Source organism: Mycolicibacterium austroafricanum, from assembly GCF_902705885.1.
GTDB classification, from domain to species: Bacteria; Actinomycetota; Actinomycetes; order Mycobacteriales; family Mycobacteriaceae; genus Mycobacterium; species Mycobacterium vanbaalenii_A.
On sequence record NZ_CACSIP010000034.1, the window covers coordinates 113266 to 136720 of the forward strand.

The 23455-nt window shown below is 70.2% G+C and carries 20 protein-coding genes; 11 read left to right on the plus strand and 9 right to left on the minus strand.

Features of this window, described 5'->3' with window-relative positions:
- Positions 1 to 24: 24 nt before the first annotated feature.
- The gene (locus BEMPMBAN_RS21315; protein WP_159233243.1) at positions 25 to 1242 is read right to left on the minus strand and encodes an Rv3212 family protein; all 1218 of its coding nucleotides are present in this window, start codon (positions 1240 to 1242) and stop codon (positions 25 to 27) included.
- Positions 1243 to 1260: 18 nt separating this feature from the next.
- Positions 1261 to 2787 carry a DEAD/DEAH box helicase gene (locus BEMPMBAN_RS21320; protein WP_159233244.1) on the minus strand — a complete coding sequence of 509 codons (1527 nt, stop codon included), beginning with the start codon at positions 2785 to 2787 and terminating at the stop codon, positions 1261 to 1263.
- A 269-nt stretch (positions 2788 to 3056) separates the two neighbouring features.
- Between BEMPMBAN_RS21320 and BEMPMBAN_RS21325 the strand changes: the two genes are divergently transcribed.
- Positions 3057 to 3779: a ferritin-like fold-containing protein gene (locus tag BEMPMBAN_RS21325; RefSeq protein WP_159233245.1), complete on the plus strand. Its 723-nt coding sequence runs from the start codon at positions 3057 to 3059 to the stop codon at positions 3777 to 3779.
- A gap of 9 nt (positions 3780 to 3788) precedes the next feature.
- Here the strand turns inward: BEMPMBAN_RS21325 and BEMPMBAN_RS21330 are convergent, their stop codons facing one another.
- Entirely contained in the window at positions 3789 to 4667 is an 879-nt protein-coding gene (locus BEMPMBAN_RS21330) for a hypothetical protein (RefSeq protein WP_159233246.1), read from the minus strand.
- Between the two features lie 237 nt (positions 4668 to 4904).
- On the opposite strand from BEMPMBAN_RS21330, the gene BEMPMBAN_RS21335 reads away from it, so the two are divergent.
- Positions 4905 to 5153, plus strand: a complete 249-nt coding sequence (locus BEMPMBAN_RS21335; RefSeq protein WP_159233247.1) for a DUF3107 domain-containing protein — start codon at positions 4905 to 4907, stop codon at positions 5151 to 5153.
- Between the two features lie 84 nt (positions 5154 to 5237).
- Here the strand turns inward: BEMPMBAN_RS21335 and fasR are convergent, their stop codons facing one another.
- Entirely contained in the window at positions 5238 to 5915 is a 678-nt protein-coding gene (gene fasR / locus BEMPMBAN_RS21340; protein WP_159233248.1) for an HTH-type transcriptional activator FasR, read from the minus strand.
- Between the two features lie 165 nt (positions 5916 to 6080).
- Here fasR and BEMPMBAN_RS21345 point away from each other — a divergent pair, with 165 nt between their 5' ends.
- From BEMPMBAN_RS21345 to BEMPMBAN_RS21355, 3 genes are all read left to right on the plus strand, one after another.
- Entirely contained in the window at positions 6081 to 7112 is a 1032-nt protein-coding gene (locus tag BEMPMBAN_RS21345; RefSeq protein ID WP_159233249.1) for a DUF3152 domain-containing protein, read from the plus strand.
- A gap of 195 nt (positions 7113 to 7307) precedes the next feature.
- Positions 7308 to 8474, plus strand: a complete 1167-nt coding sequence (gene moeZ / locus BEMPMBAN_RS21350; protein WP_200846075.1) for an adenylyltransferase/sulfurtransferase MoeZ — start codon at positions 7308 to 7310, stop codon at positions 8472 to 8474.
- Between the two features lie 36 nt (positions 8475 to 8510).
- On the plus strand, positions 8511 to 9365 hold the full coding sequence (locus BEMPMBAN_RS21355) for a TIGR02569 family protein (protein ID WP_159233251.1): 855 nt from the start codon (positions 8511 to 8513) through the stop codon (positions 9363 to 9365).
- Positions 9366 to 9430: 65 nt separating this feature from the next.
- Here the strand turns inward: BEMPMBAN_RS21355 and BEMPMBAN_RS21360 are convergent, their stop codons facing one another.
- The 3 genes from BEMPMBAN_RS21360 to BEMPMBAN_RS21370 are packed head-to-tail and all read right to left on the minus strand — an operon-like array spanning position 9431 to position 11122.
- Positions 9431 to 9727 (minus strand): MGMT family protein, encoded by a 297-nt coding sequence (locus tag BEMPMBAN_RS21360; protein WP_159233252.1) that lies wholly within the window; start codon positions 9725 to 9727, stop codon positions 9431 to 9433.
- Positions 9728 to 9729: 2 nt separating this feature from the next.
- A complete protein-coding gene (locus tag BEMPMBAN_RS21365) occupies positions 9730 to 10512 on the minus strand; it encodes an alpha/beta fold hydrolase (protein WP_159233253.1) in 783 nt (260 codons plus the stop codon).
- Between the two features lie 25 nt (positions 10513 to 10537).
- Positions 10538 to 11122 (minus strand): TetR/AcrR family transcriptional regulator, encoded by a 585-nt coding sequence (locus tag BEMPMBAN_RS21370; protein WP_159233254.1) that lies wholly within the window; start codon positions 11120 to 11122, stop codon positions 10538 to 10540.
- Between the two features lie 87 nt (positions 11123 to 11209).
- Between BEMPMBAN_RS21370 and BEMPMBAN_RS21375 the strand changes: the two genes are divergently transcribed.
- The 3 genes from BEMPMBAN_RS21375 to BEMPMBAN_RS21385 are packed head-to-tail and all read left to right on the plus strand — an operon-like array spanning position 11210 to position 18425.
- Positions 11210 to 12007, plus strand: a complete 798-nt coding sequence (locus BEMPMBAN_RS21375) for an alpha/beta fold hydrolase (RefSeq protein WP_159233255.1) — start codon at positions 11210 to 11212, stop codon at positions 12005 to 12007.
- A 29-nt stretch (positions 12008 to 12036) separates the two neighbouring features.
- Positions 12037 to 15171 carry an ATP-dependent helicase gene (locus tag BEMPMBAN_RS21380; RefSeq protein ID WP_159233256.1) on the plus strand — a complete coding sequence of 1045 codons (3135 nt, stop codon included), beginning with the start codon at positions 12037 to 12039 and terminating at the stop codon, positions 15169 to 15171.
- The gene (locus BEMPMBAN_RS21385) at positions 15168 to 18425 is read left to right on the plus strand and encodes an ATP-dependent helicase (RefSeq protein ID WP_159233257.1); all 3258 of its coding nucleotides are present in this window, start codon (positions 15168 to 15170) and stop codon (positions 18423 to 18425) included. The genes BEMPMBAN_RS21380 and BEMPMBAN_RS21385 overlap by 4 nt, the downstream gene beginning before the upstream one ends.
- A gap of 16 nt (positions 18426 to 18441) precedes the next feature.
- Here the strand turns inward: BEMPMBAN_RS21385 and BEMPMBAN_RS21390 are convergent, their stop codons facing one another.
- Positions 18442 to 18846, minus strand: a complete 405-nt coding sequence (locus BEMPMBAN_RS21390; RefSeq protein ID WP_159233258.1) for a DoxX family protein — start codon at positions 18844 to 18846, stop codon at positions 18442 to 18444.
- A 46-nt stretch (positions 18847 to 18892) separates the two neighbouring features.
- Here BEMPMBAN_RS21390 and BEMPMBAN_RS21395 point away from each other — a divergent pair, with 46 nt between their 5' ends.
- Together BEMPMBAN_RS21395 and nudC are read left to right on the plus strand one after the other, a co-directional pair.
- Positions 18893 to 19972 (plus strand): potassium channel family protein, encoded by a 1080-nt coding sequence (locus BEMPMBAN_RS21395; RefSeq protein WP_159233259.1) that lies wholly within the window; start codon positions 18893 to 18895, stop codon positions 19970 to 19972.
- Entirely contained in the window at positions 19969 to 20901 is a 933-nt protein-coding gene (gene nudC / locus BEMPMBAN_RS21400) for an NAD(+) diphosphatase (RefSeq protein ID WP_159233260.1), read from the plus strand. The genes BEMPMBAN_RS21395 and nudC overlap by 4 nt, the downstream gene beginning before the upstream one ends.
- Before the next feature lie 95 nt (positions 20902 to 20996).
- On the opposite strand, the gene BEMPMBAN_RS21405 is transcribed toward nudC, so the two are convergent.
- Positions 20997 to 21251 carry a mycoredoxin gene (locus BEMPMBAN_RS21405; protein WP_159233261.1) on the minus strand — a complete coding sequence of 85 codons (255 nt, stop codon included), beginning with the start codon at positions 21249 to 21251 and terminating at the stop codon, positions 20997 to 20999.
- Between the two features lie 70 nt (positions 21252 to 21321).
- On the opposite strand from BEMPMBAN_RS21405, the gene BEMPMBAN_RS21410 reads away from it, so the two are divergent.
- Entirely contained in the window at positions 21322 to 23445 is a 2124-nt protein-coding gene (locus tag BEMPMBAN_RS21410) for an ATP-dependent DNA helicase UvrD2 (protein ID WP_200846076.1), read from the plus strand.
- Positions 23446 to 23455 lie beyond the last annotated feature (10 nt).

Below are 23455 nucleotides of genomic sequence, written 5' to 3' on the forward strand. Positions count from 1 at the left end.
TCAGGGTGACCAACTGCGCCGAAATCACGACTGGCCGAGCGCCACCACTTCGTCGCCACGCTGCTCGATCAGCATGGAACCGGCCACCGCGGGAACCACGGGCCCGTCCACCGGCGGGCGCTGCACCGGGATGTGACGGTCACCGGCACCGGTCGCCGGATCGAAGACGTCGTAGCCGCCGCTGACCGGCACCATCAACCGCCCGGCCATCACCGTCGCCGGACCGACGGGCGCGTTGTCGCCCGCCGCGGCCACCGTGTACTTGTACTGAAGGTTGTTGGCGGAGAACACCATCAGGCTGTCGCCGGTCCACCACGTGATCAGATCGCCGGCCCGCGACATCGTGGCGTCGGGGGAGGGCGGGCCGGGCACCACCGTGCTGGCGATCGTCGCCCCCGTCTCGTCGACGATGTCGACCCTCGGCTTCGGGGTGGGCGCGTACACCGCGGTCGTTGTGTCGGTCACCGCCACCACGCGGGCGTCGCTGTCCACGCCCACGCCGGTCTGCTGCACGTACTTCATCTCCGGGGTGTCCTCCTCGTCGGAGGGCCGCAGCAAGGTCAGGCGCAGGTCGGCCTGACCGTCGCAGGCCTCCAGCACCGACACCGCCGCCGAGCTCGCCGCCGCCGAGGCCAGCCGGCACAACGGCAGCTTCGGCGTGCCGGCCTTGAGCGGCGCGTCGAGCGCGCCGTAGCTGAGCATCCGCACCATGTCGGAGCGCCACAGCTCCAACCGGGTGTCACCGGCCGAGAGCACCGTGGTGCCGTCACCGGACAGCGTGACCTCGGGGTCGGAGTAGCTGGTTCGGGTGGGCCCGCGGATGCCGGTCTCGGCGTCCACGGTGCTGACCTGCCCGCACCCGCGGACGTCCGGGTAGACCGCGACGGCGTAGCTGTACACCGAGGTGACCCCGCAGAGATCGAGATCACGGGTGAAGCTCCACAGCGGGTCGCCGGTGGCGGGATCGCGGCCCTGCATACCCCGCTCGGCGCCGGTCACCACGGTGCCGGCGACCACCAGGGGTCGGCTGGTCGCCGGGCTGGGCGCGGTCCAGAGCTGCGTCAGCGACTCCGGCACCGTTGTGGGCGGCTCCAGTCCGGGAACCGGCGCCGCGGCGGGCACACTGTCGGTCGCTCTGGCGTCACTCGTCCACCAGACGAAGGCTGCGACCAGGGCGACCACTGCCGCGATCGCCGCCGCCGCCACCATGTCGGCCCGAGTCCGGCGTTCGGGTTTGACCATCGCGTGGGTGCGGTGCGGCTAGTTGGTGCCTGTGGCCGGCGCCTTGCTGGGGCGACGGCGCCGACGGCGACGACCCGACCGTGCGGCATCCGACTGCTCGCCGTCGGTGTTGTCGGATTCCGCCTGCGTGCCCTGCTCGGTGGCCGCGGCGCGGTGCTCGGGATGGCCACCGCCGGTCTTGCCGCCGCGGGTGCGCTGCCGCGTCCGGGTGCTGCGCCGGGCCGGCTTGTCGTCATCGGCGGAACTGCGCCGCGACTCTTGCCTCGGCGCCTTCTTTCCGCTGTCCGTTGCGCGGCTGCGTCCGACCTTGCCGGTGGCGTCGGCCGGGATGTTCATCTCCTCGAACAGGTGCGGCGAGCTGGAGTAGGTCTCGGCCGGGTCGGGGGTCTCCAGACCGAGGGCCTTGTCGATCATCGTCCAGCGCGGCAGCTCGTCCCAGTCGACGAGGGTGACGGCGATGCCGGTCTTGCCCGCGCGCCCGGTACGGCCGATGCGGTGCACGTAGGCCTGCTCGTCCTCGGGGATCTGGTAGTTGATGACGTGGGTGATGTCGTCGATGTCGATGCCCCGGGCGGCCACATCGGTGGCGACGAGCACGTCGACGTCACCGCTGCGGAAGGACTTCAGCGCCTTCTCCCGGGCGCCCTGGCCGAGGTCGCCGTGCACGGCGTCGACCTTGAACCCGCGCTCGGCGAGTTCGTCGCAGACCTTCTGGGCGGTCCGCTTGGTGCGGGTGAAGATCATCGTCGCGCCGCGGTTGTCGGCCTGCAGGATTCGGGCGACCATCTCGACCTTGTCGAGTGCGTGCGCGCGGTAGGCGAACTGCTCGGTGGACTCGTGGGTGGCCGCGCCCTGAACGCCTTCGGCGCGGATGTGCGTCGGCTGGTTCATGAACGTGCGGGCCAGCGTGATGATCGGATCCGGCATGGTCGCCGAGAACAGCATGGCCTGACGATTGGCCGGGATCTGCTTGAGAATTCTCTCGATGTCGGGCAGGAAGCCCAGGTCCAGCATCTCGTCGGCCTCGTCGAGCACCAGTGTCGACAGGCCGCCGAGCTGAAGGTGTCCCTGCTGCGCGAGGTCCAGAAGGCGGCCGGGGGTGCCGACGACCACGTCGGCGCCCTTCTGCAGGGACGCGATCTGCGGCTCGTACGGGCGTCCGCCGTAGATCGCGACGACCGACAGCGGGCGGCTCTGGCCGTCGTGGTCGGCCCTGAGGTATTTCGACGCCTCGGTCAGGTCGCCGAAGACCTGGATGCACAGCTCGCGGGTGGGCACGACGATCAGCGCCCGCGGGATGCCGGAGAGCGGGCGTTCGGTGTCGGTGGTGAGCCGATGCAGCAGCGGCACCCCGAAGGCGAAGGTCTTGCCCATGCCGGTGCGGGCCTGGCCGATCAGGTCGTCGCCGGCCAAGGCCAGCGGCAGGGTCTGCTCCTGGATGGCGAAGGGATGCTCGATGCCGGATTCGGACAGCGCGCGCACGATCTCCTCACGCACTCCGAGCTGGGCAAACGACGGGCTGGTATGGGGGATTACAGGTGTCATGCTGGGTAAACGAAGCCTTTCACGGTCATTCCTCGTTGCGTTCCAGCGCGCACGAGTTGTGAAGAGAACTCCGTCGGGGCCCTGCGATGAGGAGGCGGGCCGCCTGTCGTGCACGCACATTGTCAAGGTGCCTGCGGCGACCATCAGCCCACGTGACCTGTATCGATCTGTCGACTCTCGCGCCGACACCAGACCCCATGGTAGCCGGTCGGTGCGCCGCGAGGTCACCGCACTCGTCGCAGGCGCGTCGGCGCTCTAGAGTTGGGCCCATGTCGTCGACGCCGCCCACGGCCGCCAATCCTGCTCCGGTGGGAGCGCAGGACAGCCAGGAGAAGTCGGCCGGTTCCACGGTGTCGCCCCAGCATCCGGGCATCAACGAGCTGTTCGCGCTACTGGCTTACGGCGAGGTCGCGGCGTTCTACCGGCTCACCGAAGAGGCGCGGATGGCGCCCAACCTGCGGGGCCGGATCAACATGGCCAGCATGGCGGCCGCCGAGATGAACCACTACGAGGTGCTTCGCGACGCGCTGGAGCGCCGCGGTGTCGACGTGGTGCCGGCGATGACCAGGTACGCGTCGGCGCTGGAGAACTATCACCGGCTGACCACGCCGAGCACCTGGCTCGAGGCGCTGGTCAAGACGTACGTCGGCGATGCGATGGCGGCCGATTTTTATCTCGAGACCGCCGGGTCGATGCCCGACGAGGTCGCCACCGTGGTGCGTTCGGTGCTGTCGGAAACCGGGCATTCGCAGTTCGTCGTCGGCGAGGTGCGCGACGCGGTGACGGCCAGTGACCGCCAGCGCCACCGGTTGGCGCTGTGGTCGCGGCGGCTGCTGGGGGAGGCGATCACCCAGGCCCAGTACGTCCTCGCCGACCACGACGAGCTGGTCGACCTGGTGATGTCGGGCGGCGGTCTGTCGCAGATGACCGACTTCTTCGACCGCCTGCAACACACCCACAGCACCCGGATGCGCGAGCTGGGGCTGGCCTGAACGGCTTCGTCAGCGCGTGCAGTTGGTGATCATCGAGTTGTTGTTCTGTGCGGTGATCAGCGTGCCGTTGGCGTCGGTGATGCTGCAGTTGAGCCGGCCGGCCACGCTCGTCGCGGTCACCGAGGTCAGCGTGACGCCCGGATCCAGCACCACGGTCTTCGACCAGGGCAGGGCCACGTTCACGTCGGTCATCAGCGCGCCCCGCTGATCGGTGTAGATCACGGTGACCAGATCGATCAGATTGCGGTCGCCGGTGATCCGGTAGGTGACCGTGCCGGGAGCGGCGGCCGCGGGCGGTGGGGCGGCCTGCGGCGGGGGCAGCACCGCCTCCGCCTCCACCGGCGGCGGCGCGGTGGCGCTGGGCGTCGGGGTTACCGTGGTGACCGTTTCGGCGGGCAGTGACGGCGGGGCCGCCACCCGGGGCGCTGAGGGCTCTGGAGCGGAGCTGGACGTCGGCGCGGGCTGGCTGGATGCGACGGTCGCCGAGACCGATCCGCTGTCGCCGCCGCCCAGGATCAGGCTGGCGGCGATGACGGCGACGAACAGGATCGCGCCCGCCACGCCGGCGATCCACATCCACCGGCGATCGATCCGGGCCTCGTCGATGTCGTAGTCGTCGTAGTCCTCGACGGGGCCGTCGTGGTCGAGGTGCTCCGGGGGCTCGTAGTCCCCGAAGTCCTCGTAGTCCCCGAAGTCCTCGCCGGGGTAGGGCGGAAGCGCGTCGGTGACCAGGTCGCCGTCCGGTTCGCCATACGGGTCGGCGTATGCGTCGGCACGACGGCCGGCACTGCCGTAGCCGCCCGCGTAGCGCCGGCCCCTGCGGGCGCTGCCGATGCGCTCCGTCGGGGTCAGGGAGTAGGGCGATTGTGCGGTGTAAGGCCTGTTCATCCAGCTATCCCAGTCGCTTTCCTTGCGGTACGGGGGCTGATGCTATCGGGACGGAAGTGACGCATGAGGTTGGCGCGCCTGCCCCGCGGTCACGGTCGGGACTCGGTTCGGTCGCCCGCCGGTTTCGGGCCGGCGGGGTCGTTTCGCTGACCGCGTAGATCCCGGCGCGGCCGCGTGGGGCCGGTGTCCATTAGCCTCCTGTGGAGAAGACGAGCATTCGAACAGAAGGGTTTTCACGTGGAGGTCAAGATCGGTGTCACCGACAGCCCGCGCGAGCTGATCCTCAGCAGCGCGCAGACGCCGGCCGAGGTGGAGAAGTTGGTCGCCGATGCGCTCGCCGCCGAGGCCCTGCTGAGCCTCACCGACGAGAAGGGTCGTCGCTTCCTCGTGCAGTCCGCGAAGATCGCCTATGTCGAGATCGGGGCCGCCGACTCGCGCAGGGTGGGCTTCGGAGTGGGCGCCGTGGGCGCCGAGGTCACCCGCTAGTACTTCGCCGGAACGGTATTCCAGCAGCGAAATCCCGAGAACACGGCTGCCGGAATACCGTTCCGGCGAAAAGCGGCCGGGACCTCAGGAGCGGGTCAGCGGCACGTGGGACAGTCCGCCCCAGATGAACTGCACCGTGCCCTCCACGGCGTCGCTCTTGTCGATCGGGCGCTCGTTGTTGAGCCAGTAGCGTGCCGAGTCGACGCTGATGCTCACCAGACCCACCGCGATCATCCTGGCGCGGTGCGGCTCCAGCCCGGAGTCGTGGCTGATCAGGTCGAACACGGCGTCGGTGCACGACTCGGTGGCGACCTTGACCTGCGCAGCCACCTGGGGCTCGGTGACGTAGTCGTTCTCGAAGATCAGCCGGTAGCCCTGGCCGTCGTGCTCGATGAAGTCGAAGAACGCCTCCACCGCGGCACGCACCCGCTGGCGGTTGTCGGTGGTGGTTCGCAGCGCCTGACGCACCCCGGAGACCAGGTTGTCGACGTGCCGTTGCAGCACCGCCAGGTACAGCTCGACCTTCGACGAGAAGTGTTGGTACAGCACCGGTTTGCTGACGCCGGCGCGGTCGGCGATCTCGTCCATGCCCGCGGCGTGGTACCCGCGGTCGACGAACACCTCGCTGGCGGCGATCAGCAACTGTCCGCGGCGCTCGTCTCGGGGCAACCGGTTACCGCGCCGGGCCGCCGTGGCGGGGATCCCGGTGCCGTTGGCTGGTTGTCCTCCCCGCCGCTGCGCCGTCTTGGCCAGATCGCTCATCAGAACCTCTAGATCTACAGCCGGCGCGACCGGCGTGTTTGATTCGCTCCGCAATGACACTACTACCGTTGGCCTGCGGTACGCGTGAGGTACCGCGCCCGGTTGGCGCGGCGTACGGTGGCGCGCCAGGAGTGCAAGTCCTCTGAGCTGTGTCATCCTGTTTCGGTGACCTACGACCCGGGGCGTCGCGGGAGCGGTCGGGTCCCCGTGCTTCGCGACGAGTGGCGAGAGCCGCTCCGCGCGCAGCGTGACCCGCTGGCTGAACAGCCGGGCCGGGTCAGATCGAACCGGGACGACCGCAAGCGCTGGCGCAAGCAGACCTGGATCGGTCGCTTCATCTCCACGTACGGATGGCGTGCCTACGCGCTGCCGCTGCTCGTCGCGCTCACGGTGGTGGTCGGCTACCAGACCATCACCGGAACCAGTGTGCCGCAGGTGGTGGACGAGGACGGCCCCGTGCAGGGTCCCCCGACCATCGGCGTCGCGAGCACCGCGATCGTCGGCGCACCCCCGAAGGGGCTCACCGAGTTCGACGCCAGCCTGCCCACCGGCATCTTGCCCGAGGGGGGCCCGTTCACCCCGGTAGGCGCTCGGACGTGGCACGTGGTGCCCGGGACCACCCCGCAGGTCGGGCAGGGCACCACCAAGGTGTTCACCTACACCGTCGAGGTGGAGGACGGCGTCGACACCACGACGTTCGGCGGTGACGACGGCTTCGCGCGGATGGTCAGCGAAACGCTGGCCAACCCGAAGAGCTGGACCCACAACCCGCAGTTCGCATTCACGCGGGTGGACGCTGCGTCGGGGATCGAGCCGGACTTCCGGGTGTCGCTGACCTCCCCGATGACGATTCGGGACGGCTGCGGCTACGACATCCAGCTCGAGGCGTCCTGCTACAACCCGGCGTTCGAAGGCCAGCCTCGGGTGTTCATCAATGAGGCGCGGTGGGTGCGCGGCGCGGTGCCGTTCCAGGGAGACGTCGGGTCCTACCGGCAGTACCTGATCAACCACGAGGTGGGCCACGCCATCGGCTACCAGCGGCACGAGCAGTGCGCCGCCAACGGTGAGCTGGCGCCGATCATGATGCAGCAGACGTTCTCGACGAGCAACAACGACGCGGCCCGGTTCGACCCCGGCACCGTCACCCCGGACGGGCTCAGCTGCCGGTTCAACCCCTGGCCCTACCCGATCGCCTGAGCCCGCCTTCCCCTTCCCCCGCGAGCTCGCGCGTTTGCACGTCGACACGCCGGCAATCCTGTACAGCAGCGCGCGTTCGCCGGCCGCGAGCGCGCGGGAAGCGTCAGGCACTCGTCGCTGTTGATTGCAGTAGCCGTACTCAAGTGATGCGATGATTCGTGAAAGCCAACCAAGGAGAACTCGGTGTCGACCCCGTTGCCGCCGCTGGTAGCACCAGCAGCTGAACTCACCCGCGAAGAGGTGGCGCGCTACAGCCGCCACCTCATCATCCCCGACCTCGGACTGGACGGGCAGAAGCGCCTGAAGAACGCCCGTGTCCTGGTCATCGGCGCGGGCGGGCTGGGTTCACCCACGCTGCTCTACCTGGCTGCCGCGGGCGTCGGCACCATCGGCATCGTCGAGTTCGACGTCGTCGACGAGTCGAACCTGCAGCGCCAGATCATCCACGGGCAGTCCGACATCGGCCGCTCCAAGGCCCAGAGCGCGCGGGACTCCATCAAGGAGGTCAACCCGCTGGTGGACGTGCGGTTGCACGAGGTCCGGCTGGAACCGGAGAACGCCGTCGAACTGTTCGAGCAGTACGACCTGATCCTCGACGGCACCGACAACTTCGCCACCCGGTACCTGGTCAACGATGCCGCGGTGCTCGCGGGCAAGCCCTACGTGTGGGGCTCGATCTACCGCTTCGAGGGCCAGGTGTCGGTGTTCTGGGAGGACGCCCCCGACGGGCTGGGCCTGAACTACCGCGACCTGTACCCGGAGCCGCCGCCGCCGGGAATGGTGCCGTCGTGTGCCGAGGGTGGGGTGCTGGGCATCCTGTGCGCGTCCATCGCCTCGGTGATGGGCACCGAGGCGATCAAGCTGATCACCGGTATCGGCGAGCCGCTGCTGGGCCGGCTGATGGTCTACGACGCCCTGGACATGAGCTACCGCACGATCAAGATCCGCAAGGACCCGACCACGCCGAAGATCACCGAGCTGATCGACTACGAGGCGTTCTGCGGGGTGGTCTCCGACGAGGCCGCCGAGGCGTCCGCCGACGCCACCGTCACGCCGCGGGAGCTGCGAGAGATGCTCGACTCCAACCAGAAGTTCGCGTTGATCGACGTCCGCGAGCCGGTCGAGTGGGACATCAACCACATCGACGGTGCCGAGCTGATCCCGAAGTCGACGATCGAGTCCGGCGACGGGCTGGCCAGGCTGCCGCACGATCGCGTGCCGGTGTTGTACTGCAAGACCGGGGTGCGCTCGGCCGAAGCCCTGGCGGTGGTGAAGAAGGCCGGGTTCTCCGACGCGATGCATCTGCAGGGCGGCATCGTGGCGTGGGCCAAGCAACTCGAACCCGACATGGTGATGTACTAACGCTGGGTTGGCCGCGGTTCCGCTTAGGCTAAGCCGGTGACCGCCGAGCGCCCGCCCGACCATGTGCTTGCGGCTTTCGGGCTGTCCGGGGTGCAACCGGCGCCGTTGGGATCCAGCTGGGAGGGCGGCTGGCGCTGTGGCGAGGTGGTGCTGTCCATGGTCGCCGAGCACGCCCGGGCCGCGTGGTCGGCCAAGGTGCGCGAGACGCTGTTCGTCGACGGGGTGCGGCTGGCCCGGCCGGTGCGCTCCACCGACGGCCGCTACGTCGTCGCCGGCTGGCGCGCCGACACCTACGTCGCCGGTACCCCCGAACCCCGCCACGACGAGGTCGTCTCCGCGGCCGTGCGGTTGCACGAAGCCACCGCCAAGCTGGAGCGGCCCCGCTTTTTGACCCAGCCGCCGGTGGCGCCGTGGGCGGATGTCGACGTGTTCATCGCCGCCGACCGGGCGGCGTGGGAGGAGCGTCCGCTGCACTCGCTGCCGCCGGGTGCCCGGGTGTCGCCAGGAACCGCGGACGGGCAGAAATCCGTCGAGCTGCTCAATCAGCTCGCGGCGCTGCGCCGGCCCACCAAGAGCCCGAGTCAGCTGGTCCACGGAGATCTCTACGGCACAGTGCTTTTCGCTGGCACCGCGGCACCCGGGATCACCGACATCACCCCGTACTGGCGGCCGCCGGCGTGGGCCGCGGGGGTGGTGGTGGTCGACGCACTGTCCTGGGGTGACGCCGACGACGGCCTCATCGAGAGATGGGCGCCACTACCGGAGTGGCCGCAGATGCTGTTGCGCGCCTTGATGTTCCGACTGGCGGTGCATGCGCTGCACCCGCGGTCGACGGCCGCGGCGTTCCCCGGTCTGGCGCGCACCGCAGCATTGGTTCGGCTGGCGGTCTAGCGTCTCGAGCGTGCGCTCACGGTAGTGTCAGCGCGCAGATCGCTACGCTGACAGCACGATCGCGATCAGAACGTGTGGCGGTACCGGCGCAGCGGCACCCGGCCGTCCTCGGCGAGCACCCCTTCGGCGCGCAGCCGTTCCAACTGCCGCGACGCCAGGTGAGGCGCCGGCCTCCCCGACGCGGTGATCACCCGGTGCCACGGTAGGTCCGACGAGTCGGTGCGCATGATCCACCCGACGATGCGAGCGCTGGGAAGCCCTGCCGCCCCGGCGATGTCACCGTAGGTGCTCACTCGTCCCGGTGGTACGGCCGCGACGAGTGCGCGCACCGTCTCCACCTGCTCCTCGGTGATCGCCGCCACGTTCAGCGAAGCTGGTCGCGAATCACGGCCGCGGTATCGGCGGGTTTTGCCAACGGCACCATATGGTCGCAATCCCATTCCAGCAGAACAAAACCCGATCCCAATCCGGCGTCGAGGCCTGCGATCAGTTCCTCGGTGGCGTAGGGCGGATCGGTGCGGGTGGCTCGCACCGCCGTGGTCGGTGTGCCGTCACGGGGGAGTGCCACCGGGCGGGTGAGCTCACTCCAGTAGGACAGCATCGCCGGGATGCTGATGCGCCAACCCACCCGGCCATTGGGCAGGTTGACGAGGTGTTCGTCGAGTTCGCGGTCCAGTTCGGCGGCGGGCACGTCGCCCCACGATCCGTTGGCCTTCTCGGCGCGGGCTTCTGCGCGATCGGTGTAGTCGGGTGATTCGACCATGCTGTCGGCCACCTCCCGCATCCACCGCCCGTCCAGAGCGACGGCCGGATCGAGAAGCACCAGCCCGCTGACCAGATCCGGCCGCGTCGACGCCAGGTTCAGTGCCACGGCGCCACCGAACGAATGGCCGACGACCACGACGGGTCCGGCTGCTTCGGTCTCGAGCAACGCCGCGGCCGCAGCCACGTTGGCCTCGATCGTCCACGGCGCATCCCACGACGATCTGCCGTGGCCCAGCAGATCGGGCGCGAGCACCGCGACGTCGGGCAGGTGCTGCTCGACGAGTGTCTGCCACCGTCGCCCGTGCCCTGTCAGCCCGTGGATGGCCAGGACGCGCGCAGGCCCGTCCGGTCCGAAACGGTGGGTGTGCAACACGTCGATCACGCCGACGATGGTGCCAGCTCGGCGTTCACGCCTCCAGTCGTGGCCCGTCGAGGAGATCCGACAGCGCGGCGCGGGTCTCGGGGTCGGCATGGCCCGCGTCGAGTTCCATGAGCGCGCATTCAGCGTTCGCGGCGAGCCACAGTCGGGCTGCTGCCCGCGGTCGAGGCCGACGCATCGCGACGAAGTCGTCGGTGAGCAGGTCGACGGTGGCGCTGTTGCGACGCATGATCTCGTCCTGGATGGGGAGCTGCCCGCGGGCCTCGAGGATCAGGGCCCGCACACCGCGCCGGCGTAGGCATGCGTCGAGGTAGCTCACCGACATCGCCGCCAATCGCTCCCGGCCGGGGGGCATCGACGCGGTGGTCCGTCGCACATCGTCGAAGACGTCGTCATGGAACCGGCGGTGCAATGCGACGAGATAGGACGTGCGGTCGCCGAAGTGGTGGAAGAACGTCCCTTTTGCGACACTCGCGGTGGCCACCAGCGCGTTGACGCTGAGGCCTTCCAGCCCGGTGGTCTCGGCCAGGACGAATCCCGCTGACAGCAGCGCGTCGCGGGTGCGTTCCTTGGCCACCGCCCGCGTGCCGGGTGTCCGCGACGAGGGAGTCATCGATCGTGCAGCATACCGACCGGATGGTCAACGAACCGCGAATGCGCTACGTTGTTGACCGACCGACCGGTCAACAAAGGAGGAGGTATGCCGCTCGCGGAGACTTCGTCGGGAACCCTGGCCTACAGCGATCAGGGCACTGGACCCGTGGTGGTGCTGCTGCATGCGACGTTGCACGACCGCACCGACTACACCGACGTCGCCGCCGCCCTGGCCCGTCGCTACCGCGTCATCGCGGTCGACTGGCCCGGTCACGGCGACTCACCCGCACCGGCACAGCCGCTGAGTGCGGTGCTCCTCGCCGACGTGCTCGAACAGTTCGTGTCGGTGCTCGAGTTGCGTGACGCGGTGGTCGTCGGCAACTCGGTCGGGGGGTTCGCCGCGTGCCGACTCGCCCTCGCGCAGCCCTCCCGGGTCGCAGGTCTGGTGCTGGTCAACGGTTCCGGGTTCACCCCGTGGACCCCGGCAAGTCGGGCGTTCTGTGCACTGATGGGGCATCCGGGCACGATCGGCGCGGTGTTCCGTGGGTTGGTGCCGCTGTACATGCAGGCGACGACCGTCAAGGACCGCGACGTCGCCGCCCGCGTGCTCGCCCGTGCCCGCACCCGCGCCGGCAGGCAGACCGCGGCTTCGCTGTGGCGCAGCTTTCCCGACCCCGCCGCCGACCTGCGCCCACTCGCCGGCGGGATCACCTCGCCCACACTGATCACCTGGGGCGCCCGGGACCGCACGCTGCGCCCGTCCTGGGGGCGAGCCATGCACCACGCGATCAGTGACTCCGCCTACGTCGAGTTCGACACCGGCCATCTTCCCTTCACCTCGGACCTGCAGGGTTGGCTCGGCGTCGTCGAACCCTTCCTCGAGCGCGTGCTGGCCCGTGACTAGATGTCAGACCCTCGTGGTGTCATGCCAACATGTCTGCGCCACACACCGAGCTGACCCCGGACGCGTTGGGCCGTCCCGACATCCGCGGCACCATCCGGGTCCTCGGCGGGGTGGGCACCGGCAAGAGCCGCCTGCTCGTCGACACCGCGGTCGCACACCTGTCCGCGGGTCGTGATCCGGAATCGGTTCTGCTGCTGACGGGTTCGGCACGCCTCGGGGCGCAGGCCAAGGCCGCGATCACGGCGACGCTGCTGAGCTCGGGTGCTCGTACGGTGGTGCGGGAGCCGTTGGTGCGTACCGTGCATTCCTACGCCTTCGCGGTGCTGCGGCTGGCCGCGCAGCGCAACGGGACCCCGCCACCGAGGTTGATCACCAGCGCCGAGCAGGACGGGATCATCCGCGAGCTGCTGGCCGGCGACATCGAGGACGGTGCTTCCTCGCCGGTGCGTTGGCCGGAGCGGCTGCGCCCGGCGCTCAGCACCGCCGGTTTCGCCGCCGAACTGCGTGATCTGATGGCGCGGTGCGGCGAGCGTGGAGTCGATCCTGCTGAGCTGCAACGCATCGGACGGCTGGCCGGACGGCCCGAATGGCAGGCTGCCGGCCGGTTCGCCCAGGCCTACGAGCAGATCATGCTGCTGAGATCGGCGGTGGGGATGGCGGCGCCGCAGGCCACGGTGCCGGCGTTGGGCGCCGCCGAACTGGTCGGTGCCGCGCTCGAGGCCTTCGCGATGGATGCCGATCTGCTGGCCGCCGAGCGCGCGCGGGTCAAGCTGCTACTGGTCGACGACGCCCAGCACCTCGACCCGCAGGCCGCTCGGCTGGTGGCGGTGCTGGCGGCCGGGGCCGACCTCGCTGTGATCGCCGGGGATCCACACCAGACCGTGTTCGGGTACCGGGGAGCCGACCCGGCGCTGCTGCGTGGTGACGGCCCGGTGTTGTCGCTGACCGAGTCACACCGATGCGCGGCCCCGTTGGCCGACGCCATCGCAGCGGTCGCACGCCGATTGCCGGGCAACGACAGCACCCGCCGGCTCACCGGCACCGACGCGCCCGGTGCGCTGACGGTGCGGATCGCCGCGTCACCGCATGCCGAGTCCGCGCTGATCGCCGATGCGCTGCGGCGCGCGCATCTCGTCGACGGTGTCGCGTGGTCGCAGATGGCGGTGATCGTCCGGTCGGTGCCCCGGATGGGCGCCGCGCTGGGGCGCGCGTTGGCGGCCGCGGGGGTGCCGGTGGATGTGCCGCAGGGTGATTCGGCGCTGGCGGATCAGCCTGCGGTGCGCGCGCTGCTGACCGTGTTGGAGGCAACCGCGGACGGTCTCGACGGGCAGCGGGCTCTGCACCTGCTGACGGGGCCGATCGGCCGGGTCGATCCGGTGTCGCTGCGGCAGTTGCGACGCGCATTGCGCCGGGCGGCAGCCGCCGGCTCGTCCGCCGGATTCGGGGATCTGCTCGTCACCGCGTTGCAGCGCTCTGCCGATCCGCTCTCCGATGAGCAGGGGCGGGCGCTGGGTCGGATCCGCGCGGTGCTGACGGCCGCACAACGCAGTGCCGACGACGGCCGGGATCCGCGGCACACGCTGTGGCAGGCGTGGCACCGCTCCGGGCTGCAGCGGCGGTGGCTGGCCGCCGCCGAGCGCGGTGGGCCGGCAGCGGCGCAGGCCGAGCGTGACCTCGACGCGGTCACGGCCCTGTTCGACGTCGCCGAACAGTACGTCGCGCGCACCGCGGGGGCGACGCTGCGCGGCCTGATCGACCACGTCACCGCGCTCGCGTTGCCTCCCGTCCGACGCGACGAGGCCCCCCGGCCCGATGCGGTCGCCGTGCTCAGCGCACACTCGTCGCTGGGCCGGGAGTGGGATTTCGTGGCGATCGCGGGACTGCAGGAAGGGTTGTGGCCCAACGTCTCCCCTCGCGGTGGCGTGCTCGGCACCCAGCAGCTGGTCGACGTGATCGACGGGGTGGCCGACGCCGGTGAGCGCGGGCTCTCCAGCAGGGCGCCGCTGCTCGCCGAGGAACGCCGGCTGCTGATCGCCGCCATGGGCCGGGCCCGCAGCAGGCTGCTGGTGACCGCCGTCGACAGCGACGACGGCGACGACGCGATGCTGCCGTCGTCGTTCTGTCGCGAGCTCAGCGCACTCGCGACCGAACCGGTCGCCGACGAAGGCGCCCCGGTCCGGGCGCCGCGGGTGCTGGCCCCGGCGGCGCTCGTCGGGCGCCTGCGGTCGGTCGTGTGCTCGCCTCCCGATGCGGTATCCGATGAAGAGAGACATTGTGCAGCAGTACAATTGGCACGCCTTGCCGACGCCGGCGTGCACGGCACCGACCCGGCGTCATGGTATGGCATGCGTGAACTTTCCACCGACAAGTCACTGTGGGATGGCGGGGACGGTGATGTCCACGAGGTGACGTTGTCGCCGTCGACGCTGCAGATGCTCTCGGACTGCCCGCTGCGCTGGCTGCTCGAACGGCACGGCGGGTCCACCGCACGCGATGTGCGCTCCGCGCTCGGGTCGTTGGTGCACGCCCTGGTGTCGGAGTCGGGCAAGACGGAGTCCCAGATGCTCAACGACCTCCAGAAGGTCTGGGGTGAGCTGCCTTTTGATGCGCAGTGGCACGCGGACAACGAGCTGGTCCGCCACCTGGAGATGCTGTCGACGTTCCTGCGCTGGCGTGCCGACACCCGTCACGAGCTCACCGAGATCGGCACCGAGGTCGAGGTCGACGGGCAGCTGACCCGTCCGGCCGGCGGGTTGCCCGCGGTGCGGGTGCGCGGCCGCCTCGACCGCCTCGAGCGCGACAGCGAGGGCAGGCTCGTCATGGTCGACATCAAGACCGGCAAGAGCCCCGTCAGCAAGGACGACGCCCAGGGCCATGCCCAGCTGGCGATGTACCAGTTGGCTGTCGCCGAAGGACTGCTCGCCGACGGCGACGAGCCCGGGGGAGGGCGCCTGGTCTACCTCGGCAAGGCCCGCGGCGGCGGGGCGACCGAACGGGACCAGGCCCCGATGACCCGCGACGGCCACGCCGAGTGGCACTCGCTGATCCACCAGGCCGCCGCCGCGACGCAGGGCCCGCAGTTTCTGGCCCGGGTCAACGACGGCTGCGCGCACTGCCCCGTCCGGGCGATGTGCCCCGCCCAGGACACCAGGAGTGAACAGTGACGACGCCACGCTACAGCCCCAGCGAATTATCCAGCGCTCTTGGACTTTTCGCCCCGACGGAGGAGCAGGCCGCCGTCATCGCCGCGCCGCCGGGCCCGCTGGTGGTGATCGCCGGTGCCGGCGCAGGCAAGACCGAGACGATGGCGGCCCGGGTGGTGTGGTTGGTCGCCAACGGATACGCCCGGCCCGGGGAAGTGCTGGGCCTGACCTTCACCCGGAAGGCCGCGAGCCAGCTGCTGCGCCGGGTCCGTTCCCGACTGGCCCGCCTCGCCGGTGCCGGCCTGATGATTCCGGGTGCGCACCCCCCCGAGCTGAGCGACGAGCCCGTCACGATCGGCACCTACCACGCATTCGCAGGCACCCTGCTGCGTGAGTACGGCCTGCTGCTGCCGGTCGAGCCCGACACCCGGCTGCTCGGCGAAACAGAGTTGTGGCAGTTGGCGTTCCGGGTGGTGTGTGAGCATCCGGGTGCGCTGGACACCGAGAAGTCGCCCGCTGCGATCACCGCGATGGTGCTGCGCCTGGCCGGGGCGCTTGCCGAGCACCTCGTCGACACCGAACAACTGTGCGGCACCCACGTCGAGCTCGAGCGGCTGGTGCACACGTTGCCGGCAGGCCGGTATCAGCGAGACAAGGGGCCGAGCCAGTGGCTGTTGCAGATGCTGGCCACCCAAACGGAACGCACCGCGCTGATCCCGCTGATCGACGCGCTACACCGGCGGATGCGCGACGAACGGGTTCTCGACTTCGGCATGCAGATGGCTTCGGCCGCCCGGCTGGCCTCGCGGTTCCCCCAGGTCGGTGAGCAACTGCGGCAGCGTTACCGGGTGGTGCTCCTCGACGAGTACCAGGACACCGGGCACGCGCAGCGGGTGGCGCTGTCGTCGCTGTTCGGCGGCGGTGCCGACGACGGCCTGGCCCTGACAGCGGTCGGCGATCCCATCCAGTCGATCTACGGGTGGCGCGGCGCTTCGGCGACCAACCTGCCGCGGTTCACCACCGACTTCCCCCGGTCGGACGGCACCCCGGCGCCCTGCCTGGAACTGCGCACCAGCTGGCGCAACCCTCCCGAGGTGCTGCACCTGGCCAACGCGGTGTCGACGGATGCGCGGCACCGCTCGGTGGCGGTGCGGTCACTGCAGGCCCGGCCCGACGCCGGGGTCGGTGACGTGCGCTGCGCGCTGCTGCCCGACGTGGCAGCCGAACGCGAATGGGTGGCCGAGGAGGTGGTGCGCCGCTACCACGAGGGTGTCAGCGCGTCCGGCGCGGCGCCGACGGCCGCGGTCCTGGTGCGCCGCAACGCCGACGCCGCTCCGATGGCCGAAGCGCTCACCCGGCGCGGGGTCGCAGTGGAGGTCGTCGGCCTGTCCGGGCTGCTGTCGGTGCCCGAGGTCGCCGACGTGGTCGCGATGCTTCGGCTGGCCGCCGACCCGATGTCCGGCGCGGCGGCGATGCGGGTGCTCACCGGACCCCGCTGGCGCCTGGGCGCGCGCGACCTCACCGCGCTGTGGCGGCGCGCGGTACAGCTCGACGACATCGGTGAGTCCGCGCCCCGCGGCGGGGTCGAGCAGGTCGTCGCGCAGGTCGCCCCCGACGCCGACGCGGCGTGCCTGGCCGACGCGATCTGCGACCCCGGCCCGGCCGCCGCGTACTCCGCGGTCGGATACCCGAGAATCGTGGCGTTGGGCCGCGAGCTGACCGGGTTGCGTGCCCACCTGGGAAGCCCGCTGCCCGAGTTGGTCGCCGAGGTGCGCCGCCTCCTCGGAGTCGACGCGGAAGTGAGGGCGGCCCAACCGGTTTCAGCGGGCTGGTCGGGAACCGAACACCTCGACAGGTTCGGCGACGTGGTCGCCGACTTCTCCACCCGGGCCGGTGCGACGGTGTCGGCACTGCTGGCGTTCCTCGACACCGCCGAACAGGTCGAGAACGGCCTGGCGCCCGCCGAGATCACCGTGTCCGCCGACCGGGTGCAGATCCTGACCGTGCACGCGGCCAAAGGTCTGGAGTGGCAGATCGTGGCCGTGCCGCACCTCAGCGGACGGGTGTTCCCCTCGACCGCGTCCCCACGCACCTGGCTGTCCGACGCGGCCGACCTCCCGCCGCTGCTGCGCGGTGACTGCGCGACCGTGTCCGCGCACGGCGTCCCGGTCCTCGACACCTCGACGGTCAACGACCGCAAAGCGTTGTCGGACAGGATCTCCGAACACAAACGCAGCCTCGACCAGCGACGGACCGACGAGGAGCGCCGACTGCTCTACGTCGCGGTCACCCGCGCTGAGCACACCCTGCTCCTGTCGGGTCATCACTGGGGCGCCACCGGGGCCAAACCCCGCGGTCCGTCGACGTTCCTGTGTGAACTCAAGGACGTGATCGACGAGTCCGCCGCGGCGGGAACCCCGTGCGGGGTTGTCGACGTCTGGGTCGACGCCCCTGCCGACGGTGAACCGAACCCGCTGCGTGACCGGGCCGTCGAGACGATGTGGCCGGTGGACCCGGTCGGAGGCCGCCGCGAGGGAACCGACCGGGGCGCCGAGTTGGTGGCGCAGGCGTTGTCGGATGGCACGGGGGACATCGGCGATGACGTGCACGGCTGGGCCGCCGACGTCGACGCGCTGCTCGCCGAACGCGAACTCGCCGCGCACCGGCCCGCCCGGCCGCTTCCCACGCAGGTGTCGGTGAGCACGCTGGTCGACCTCGGTCGCGATCCCGATGCCGCGGCGCAGCGACTGCACCGGCGGTTGCCGCGGCGGCCGGATTCGCAGGCGCTGCTGGGCACGGCGTTCCACGAGTGGGTGCAACGGTACTTCCAGGCAGAGAAGCTGTTCGACCTCGACGATCTGCCCGGCGCGGTGGATGCCGAGCGCCAGGACCGAGGCGAGTTGGAAGAGCTGCAGGCGGCGTTCGTGGTGTCGGCCTGGGCGGCGCGCACCCCGCTCGAGGTGGAGGTGCCGTTCGACATGGTGCTCGGCGGGCGGGTGGTGCGCGGGCGCATCGACGCGGTGTTCGCCGACGACGATGGCGGGGTGACGGTGGTGGACTGGAAAACCGGAGAACCGCCGTCGACCCCGGAAGAGTTGCAGCTCAACGCTGTTCAGCTGGCGGTCTATCGACTGGCGTGGGCGGGGCTGCGCGGTTGTCCGGTCTCGTCGGTGCGCGCCGTGTTCCACTACGTGCGCTCCGGGCGCACCATCGTCCCCGATGCGCTGCTCAGCGCCGAGGAGGTGGCCGAGTTGATGGACCTTCCGGCCGCGTGAACCCCGATCGCCGAGGTTAGCTCTCCCGGTAGACCTTCAGCGCCTGGAGGATCATCGGGATCTGCAGGGGCAGTCGGGCGATGGCGATCAGGCGCATCGGCAGCGTCTTGGTCGGATCGTTGAACCACATCCGGACCATGTTCACGTTCCCCGGGAACACGCCGAGGAACAGCGCGATGGCCGCGAGCGCGCCGACCCGGCGAGTCCTGGGCGCCACCAGCAGACCGCCGACGGCGACCTCGGCGACACCTGAGGCGAGCGTGTAGAAGCGTGCGCTGCCGGGCAGTTCGACCGGGACGATGGAGTCGAACGGTTTCGGGGCGGCGAAGTGCAGCACCCCCATCCCGATCAGCCAGGCACCCATCTTGGCGCCACGCGAAGAAGTGGTGATCTGCTGCAGTTCGGGCGGGGGAGAGGTCATGGTTACATTGTGCTGGTGCAGCAGGCTCCGACGGTGACGGACCCCCATGGTTAGAGGGCGCTTACGGCGTCGGCTCGGCAGGATCAACCGGTCACTCGCCGATCAGCCGGTGCACTCCCTGGTCGACCGTGTCGAGATCCCGCACGAGGTGGCCAGTCCCTGGGTGCGCATCACCAAGCGGATCGTGATCGCGATGGGCGTTTTGTGTGCGGTCGTGCTGATCGTGTACATCGACCGCGACGGCTACAGCGACACCCAGAAGAACGGCCTGTCGCTGCTCGACTGCTTCTACTACGCGACGGTCTCGCTGTCGACGACCGGATACGGCGACATCGCGCCGATCACCGAGACCGCCAGGCTGGTCAACATCGTCATCATCACGCCGCTGAGGGTGGCGTTCCTGATCGTGCTGATCGGCACGACGGTGGAGACGCTGACCACCGAGTCGCGGCAGGCTTTCAAGATCCAGCAGTGGAGGAACAAGGTGCGCAACCACACGGTGGTCATCGGCTACGGCACCAAGGGCCGCACGGCGGTCGCGGCGATGGTCGGTGACGAGATCGCCCCGGCCGACATCGTCGTCGTCGACGAGAACCCGTCGGCACTCGAGCGCGCGAAGAGCGCCGGGCTGGTCACGGTCCGCGGCAGCGGCACCGACTCCGAAGTGCTGCGGCTGGCGAGCGTGCAACACGCCAAGTCCATCATCGTCGCCGCCAACCGTGACGACACCGCCGTCCTCGTCACGCTCACGGCCCGTGAACTCGCCCCGAAGGCCAAGATCATCGCCGCGGTGCGCGAGGCCGAGAACCAGCATCTGCTCCGGCAGTCCGGTGCCGACTCGACCGTGGTGACCTCCGAGACCGCCGGCCGGTTGCTCGGCATCGCGGTGCAGACGCCCAGCGTCGTCGAGATGATGGAGGACCTGCTGACCCCGGATGCCGGGTTCGCGATCGGCGAGCGTGAGGTCACCCCGAAGGAGGCCGGCGGGTCGCCGCGGCACCAGAGTGACATCGTGCTCGGTGTGGTGCGGAACCAGAAGTTGCTGCGCGTGGACGACCCCGAGGTCGACGCGCTCGAGCTGGGGGATCGGCTGCTGTTCATCCGCAGCGCCGACAGCGACCGATGAGCGCGTCGGGGTTCCGGCTGCGCAACATCCCGCTGCTGTCGCGGGTCGGCGCCGACCGCGCCGACGCATTGCGCACCGACGTCGACGCGGCGATCGCGGGATGGCCGGACGCGCTGCTGTTGCGGGTGGACCGCCGCAACCAGGTGCTGATCTCCGAGGGCCGGGCGGTGCTCGGTCGGGCCGCCGAGGTCGGCGACGCGCCGCCGCAGGACGCCGTGTTCCTCGGACGTCTCGCCGACGGCCGCCATGCGTGGGGGATCCGCGCCGAGCTGCAGGCCCCCGAGGATCCCCAGGCGCCGGCCGAGGTGCTCGATCTGCGGCGGGCCGGCGAGGTCTTCGATGACGTCAGCGCGCAGCTGGTGGCGACCGCCACCGCGCTGCTGAACTGGCATGACAGCGCCCGCTTCAGCCCCGTCGACGGGTCGGCCACCACGTCGATCAAGGCCGGCTGGTCGCGGGTGAACCCGGCCACGGGTCGAGAAGAGTTCCCCCGCATCGACCCCGCGGTGATCTGTCTGGTGCACGACGGCCACGATCGCGCTGTGCTGGCCCGTCAGACGCTGTGGCCGCAGCGGTTGTTTTCGATCCTGGCCGGGTTCGTCGAGGCCGGTGAGTCGTTCGAATCCTGCGTGGTTCGCGAGATCTCCGAGGAGATCGGCCTGACGGTCACCGACGTCGAGTACCTGGGCAGCCAGCCGTGGCCGTTCCCGCGGTCGCTGATGGTCGGATTCCACGCGCTCGGTGATCCCGAGCAGGAGTTCTCGTTCAACGACGGCGAGATCGCCGAGGCGGGATGGTTCACCCGCAGCGAGATCCGCGAGGCCCTGGAACGAGGCGATTGGAGCAGTGACAGCCCGTCGCGGCTGCTGCTTCCCGGATCCATCTCGATCGCCCGGGAGATCATCGAATCCTGGGCAGCCCTGGACTGACCGTCTCCCGCTCCCGGCGAGCAGACACAAATTGCGCAATTCTCGCGGCGTGTCGCGGACGTTTGCGTCTGCTCGCGGAAGAACTCGCGGAAGGATCAGCCGGCGAGCTTGGCCTTGACCTGCGCCCCGGTCGGGTTGGTCAGCGTGGAGCCGTCGGCGAACCGCAGCGTCGGCACGGTCTGATTCCCGCCGTTGGCCGAGGCCACGAACTCGGCGGCGGTCGGGTCGATCTCGATGTCGACCTCGGTGAAGGTGATGCCCTCGTTCTTGAGGATCTTCTTGAGGCGGACGCAGTAGCCGCACCACGTGGTGGTGTACATGGTCACCGCAGCGGAGTCGTCGGAGCTCATAAGCTCATCAACGTAGCCGATGGCGCCCGCATGCCCGCGTCGCGGCCCACGAATGTCGGGCCGCGCTGACATGATGGTCGGCATGTCCCCAACGGCCTCGCGTGACCGGTTGCTGGGCGACCTCGACGAGGAGCAGCGGGACGCGGTGCTCGCGGCCCGCGGACCTGTCTGTGTGCTGGCCGGAGCCGGCACCGGCAAAACCCGCACCATCACTCGCCGGATCGCCCACCTGGTGACCGCCGGGCACGTCGCCCCCGCGCAGGTGCTCGCGGTGACGTTCACCCAGCGTGCGGCGGGGGAGATGCGCGGCCGGCTGCGGGCCCTCGACGACGGCACCGGCACCGGCGCGGTGCAGGCGATGACGTTTCACGCCGCGGCCCGCCGCCAGCTGTCGTACTTCTGGCCGCGGGTGGTGGGAAGCACCCAGTGGCAGTTGCTGGACACCAAGTTCTCGATCGTCGCCCAGGCCGCCAACCGCGGCGGGTTGCCGACCAGCACCGACGACGTCCGCGACCTCGCCGGTGAGATCGAATGGGCCAAGGCGTCGTTGATCAGTCCCGAGGATTACGCATCGACGGTCGCCGCGGTCGGACGCGACATCCCGTTCGACGCGGGCAAGGTCGCCACGGTGTACGCCGGCTACGAGACGCTCAAAGCCCGCGGGGCGGATCTCATGCTGCTCGACTTCGATGACCTGCTGCTGCACACCGCCGCCGCGATCGAGAACGACGCCGCGGTGGCCCAGGAGTTCCGGGACCGCTACCGGTGCTTTGTCGTCGACGAATACCAGGACGTCACCCCGCTGCAGCAGCGCGTGCTCGACGCCTGGCTCGGCAACCGCGACGACCTCACCGTGGTCGGCGACGCCAACCAGACGATCTACTCGTTCACCGGTGCCTCCCCGCGGCAACTGCTGGACTTCTCCAGGCGTTTCCCCGAAGCCGCGGTGATCCGCCTCGAGCGGGACTATCGGTCGACCCCGCAGGTGGTGTCGCTGGCCAACCGGGTGATCGCCGCGGCCCGCGGCCGGATGGCGGGCAGCAAGCTGCACCTGGTCGGGCAGCGGCCACCCGGGCCCGAGCCGACGTTCAGCGAGCATCCCGACGAGGTCGTCGAGGCGGCGGCGGTGGCGCGCTCCATCAAGAAGCTCCTGGACTCGGGCACCGCCCCCTCCGAGGTGGCGGTGCTCTACCGCATCAACGCGCAGTCGGAGGTCTACGAAGAGGCGCTCACCGAAGCCGGTGTCCCATACCAGGTTCGCGGCGGGGAAGGGTTCTTCAGCCGTCAGGAGATCCGGCAGGCACTGCTGGCACTGCAGCGCGCCGCCGAACGCGACACCGGAGACACCGAGCAGTCGCTTCCGGATGTGGTGCGGGCGACGCTGGAACCGCTGGGACTGACCGCCGAGCCGCCGCCCGGCACCAAGGCACGGGAACGCTGGGAGGCGCTGGTCGCGCTGGCCGAACTGGTCGACGAGGAAGTCGCGCAACGCCCGCAACTCGACCTGCGGGCCCTGGTCGTCGAGTTGCGCCAGCGCGCCGACGCCCGCCACCCACCGGTGGTGCAGGGCGTGACGCTGGCGTCGCTGCACGCGGCCAAGGGCCTGGAGTGGGACGCGGTGTTCCTGGTCGGGCTCGCCGACGGCACGCTACCCATCTCCCACGCGTTGAGCCACGGCCCCGACAGCGAACCCGTGGAAGAGGAGCGTCGGCTGCTCTACGTCGGAATCACCAGGGCGCGAGTGCATCTGGCGCTCAGCTGGGCGCTGGCTCGAACCCCGGGCGGGCGGCAGGGCAGGCGGCCGTCGCGCTTTCTCAACGGCATCGCCCCGCAGTCGCAACGCGACGACGGTCCCAGCAGGTCACGCAAACCGCGTGGCCCGGCGCCGCGCTGCCGGGTCTGCAACTCCCCGCTGTCCTCGCCGGCGGCGATCGTGCTGCGCCGGTGTGAGAACTGTCCGTCCGACCTCGACGAGCAGTTGCTCGCCGAACTCAAGGACTGGCGGCTGCGGATCTCCAAGGAGATGAGCGTGCCGGCGTACGTCGTGTTCACCGACAACACGCTGATCGCGATCGCCGAGGAGATGCCGACCGACGACGCCGCGCTGGTCGCCATCCCCGGCATCGGCGCCCGCAAGCTCGAACAGTTCGGCCCCGACGTGCTCTCGATGGTCAAGAGCCGCCAAACTTCGTAAAAATCGTGCC

Coding starts and splice junctions, on each gene's coding strand:
- BEMPMBAN_RS21320 (WP_159233244.1), bottom strand. CDS start 2,787: ATGACACCTGTAATCCCCCATACCAGCCCGTCGTTTGCCCAGCTCGGA.
- BEMPMBAN_RS21370 (WP_159233254.1), bottom strand. CDS start 11,122: ATGACTCCCTCGTCGCGGACACCCGGCACGCGGGCGGTGGCCAAGGAA.
- BEMPMBAN_RS21395 (WP_159233259.1), top strand. CDS start 18,893: ATGGTTAGAGGGCGCTTACGGCGTCGGCTCGGCAGGATCAACCGGTCA.
- BEMPMBAN_RS21390 (WP_159233258.1), bottom strand. CDS start 18,846: ATGACCTCTCCCCCGCCCGAACTGCAGCAGATCACCACTTCTTCGCGT.
- BEMPMBAN_RS21410 (WP_200846076.1), top strand. CDS start 21,322: ATGATGGTCGGCATGTCCCCAACGGCCTCGCGTGACCGGTTGCTGGGC.
- BEMPMBAN_RS21380 (WP_159233256.1), top strand. CDS start 12,037: ATGTCTGCGCCACACACCGAGCTGACCCCGGACGCGTTGGGCCGTCCC.
- BEMPMBAN_RS21375 (WP_159233255.1), top strand. CDS start 11,210: ATGCCGCTCGCGGAGACTTCGTCGGGAACCCTGGCCTACAGCGATCAG.
- fasR (WP_159233248.1), bottom strand. CDS start 5,915: ATGAGCGATCTGGCCAAGACGGCGCAGCGGCGGGGAGGACAACCAGCC.
- BEMPMBAN_RS21330 (WP_159233246.1), bottom strand. CDS start 4,667: ATGAACAGGCCTTACACCGCACAATCGCCCTACTCCCTGACCCCGACG.
- BEMPMBAN_RS21405 (WP_159233261.1), bottom strand. CDS start 21,251: ATGAGCTCCGACGACTCCGCTGCGGTGACCATGTACACCACCACGTGG.
- nudC (WP_159233260.1), top strand. CDS start 19,969: ATGAGCGCGTCGGGGTTCCGGCTGCGCAACATCCCGCTGCTGTCGCGG.
- BEMPMBAN_RS21315 (WP_159233243.1), bottom strand. CDS start 1,242: ATGGTCAAACCCGAACGCCGGACTCGGGCCGACATGGTGGCGGCGGCG.
- BEMPMBAN_RS21325 (WP_159233245.1), top strand. CDS start 3,057: ATGTCGTCGACGCCGCCCACGGCCGCCAATCCTGCTCCGGTGGGAGCG.